Source organism: Lactobacillus kalixensis DSM 16043 (genome assembly GCF_001434335.1).
In the GTDB taxonomy this organism is placed as follows: Bacteria; Bacillota; Bacilli; order Lactobacillales; family Lactobacillaceae; genus Lactobacillus; species Lactobacillus kalixensis.
Genome location: NZ_AZFM01000068.1, coordinates 1 through 2,616 on the forward strand (window position 1 = coordinate 1; position 2,616 = coordinate 2,616).

Sequence of the window (2,616 nt, forward strand, 5' to 3'; positions counted from 1 at the left end):
GACAGTTAAATATATTACACACTCTTTCTCTTTTCGTCAAATCCTTCTTTTCGTTCGCTATACTTCCGGTACACTAGGTGGCGTTGTAACTAAAATCAATTGTCTTACTTTTATAAATCTTTCTATTTACTTGTTTATACTTTAATAACCCCTAGTTATTGTTCGAGATTTGCTCATTTTCCGCCCGAAAAAAAGTAAAAATTTTTTCAAAAAAGTTCAAAAAAATAGAAAAACACCCCAAAATGGGTGTTTTCGTTAACTATTGTAGAGCGATCTTACGCGATTAATATCATTTGGACGAATTCCATAGTAAGAACCTGCTGGATACATCACTGATGCTCCTCTATTGTGACCAAGTCCTATCGCATGACCGAGTTCGTGTTCAACAGTATTCACAACACGATCAAATGAGTAATTATATGACGGATTCTGTAAATAGTAACTATTAAGACGCACGTTAGCTCTGAGCAAGTGAGTTGTGATTGGGTTGTAGATAGTAGAGGTTACTCCTGCAGCAGTTGTTTCATTAGTATTCATTGCTGTTACAACAATTTGGGCATTTCTTCTACTATTAACACGTTTGAATGTGAAGGCTCCTGTCTTATTCCAAGCATTGATCGCCGCCTCGGTTGCTGCTTCAAATTCGGCATTGCTTTGAAGATCAACATAAACTGTGGCCTCTGACCTACTCCAAGTTGCTTGATTATTATTTGAACTAGAACGAGTTGCAGTTACATTATCTGAATTGGAATGCGTGAAGTAATCTCTTAATGAAGAAATTGAATCGTTAGCTGCTGCGCGAACTTCGTAATTGTTTTGGTAGACCCAACTACCTACAAAAAATAATAGTATTAGGATAAGGAATTTACGGATTTTTTTCATGATGGTCATCACCTTTGCTTATGAGATATTTGATGAGTTAAGTATATGGGCTAATAAGGAAAGAAAAAATTACTGATTGTGTAGTGAGCTATTCATTAGCTGTATAGTTTCCTCAGTCCATAATTAGTTAACAATCTTATTAGGTGAAAAGGTGTGGCGCAATCAATAGCACAACGTTTTAAGCAAATCGAAAGTAAGTTAAGTTAACCTTTAGAGTTTTGAAAAAAATTTGACATAAAGAAAACGCTTAGGTGCATCCCTAAGCGCTAAAAGATAGAAACAAATCTAGCATAGTTAATTACTATGTTAGTTTTAATATATTTACGTTGATTTTTGAAAAAGTGTGCTCTTTATATTTTGAAATGTACTATCTAGTATTGAAAATGTACTCTTGGCAGCTTAAAGTGTATTGATTACTTTCAAAAGTGCATTCTTTATATTTTAAGTTTTATTTTTCTATACTACCTTTCTATTGGCTAAAGTCACCAAGAATAAGACAAAATAGTTGTTAAATAAAAAGCATTACCTTAGCAGTGGTAATGCTTCTTTGTGTTCGCATGAACGAATTTCTTTATCACTATACTACTCACTTTAAAAAATAGCGTTTTATTCAAAAATTAAATACTACAAAATTCAAACTTAATTATCTGTTTTGTGATCCTTAGGATTACTTAAATCATCGTTCTGTGTTAATTCATCGATATTTCCTACTACTCCACCCAATAACGTAAATACACCGACTGTTCCAAAAACACTCCCTGCTATTGAATGATTATGAAGAATTAAATATGCAGAAAGACAAATGAAAAGAATTGTGACCATAGAAATTACAATCAATGAAGTCCACGCTAGACGCCCTCGTCTTTTTTGTCTATCTGATTCTAATTTTCTTCTATGCTTGCTTTCTGCAATTCCATTATTAATTATCTCTTTAGATGCACCATGATACAATTTTTCGTATCCTTCTAATATACTCGGATGTGGTATTGGACCACTATACATTTCTAGATACGAAATAATTTCTTGTTTTGTTTCATTTGACATCTTAGAGTTATTAATTTGATCCACAATTTCTGCATCTAACGGCGACAATTTAGTATCTTGAGTTTTATCTAGATCTTTAGAATTACTACTTGGACTTACCATATTTAATAATTCCTCGTCTTAGATCATCACCAACATTTTGCCAATCATTTCTAATCGATTTATTAATTTCTTTGTTTCTTCTATTTTCAGATGAAGAAATAACATTTCTAAATAAAGTCAAATAAGATGAAGTAAGATTTTTAGATACGTTAGTAAAAGCAATCTTAATATTCGTAAACATTTTTTCTCACCTAGTTAATCCATATAGTCTTTAGACAGTAATTATAGCATATTATGATACACGTCAAATTCAACTAAATATAAGCTTATCTATTATTGAAAAAGTAATATTTAATTCTTCAACTTTTAACATTCGGCTTCTGTTTTTATTGCCTATGTTCAAACATATTTTAACATCGTTGCTTAAACGCAGTCACTCCATTTCATCCCATCTAAGTACACTTTTCCAAATCTGTGCAAAACTTTCTGACAAAATCGGCGGTTTTGAATTTCTAAAAGAAATTCAAAACGTCTGCTCCCCTGCAGCGTTTATGGACAGTGGTTTAGTATGTTCTCAAAGCAAGTAATAGAACAAATGCTTCAGGCGTGATGCCTGTACGCATGCTGATCCTTCAGCAAGACTACTAC

General features: G+C 32.5%; 3 protein-coding genes. All 3 read right to left on the reverse strand.

All coding sequences use genetic code 11. The features are described 5' to 3' along the window. Nucleotides 1-255 precede the first annotated feature (255 nt). The gene (locus FC46_RS09655) at nucleotides 256-882 is read right to left on the reverse strand and encodes a matrixin family metalloprotease (RefSeq protein WP_057800196.1); all 627 of its coding nucleotides are present in this window, start codon (nucleotides 880-882) and stop codon (nucleotides 256-258) included. 639 nt (nucleotides 883-1,521) lie between these two features. Further along, on the reverse strand, nucleotides 1,522-2,028 hold the full coding sequence (locus tag FC46_RS09660; protein ID WP_201779064.1) for a DUF2335 domain-containing protein: 507 nt from the start codon (nucleotides 2,026-2,028) through the stop codon (nucleotides 1,522-1,524). After that, nucleotides 2,012-2,209, reverse strand: a complete 198-nt coding sequence (locus FC46_RS09665; protein WP_057800198.1) for a hypothetical protein — start codon at nucleotides 2,207-2,209, stop codon at nucleotides 2,012-2,014. The genes FC46_RS09660 and FC46_RS09665 overlap by 17 nt, the downstream gene beginning before the upstream one ends. Nucleotides 2,210-2,616 lie beyond the last annotated feature (407 nt).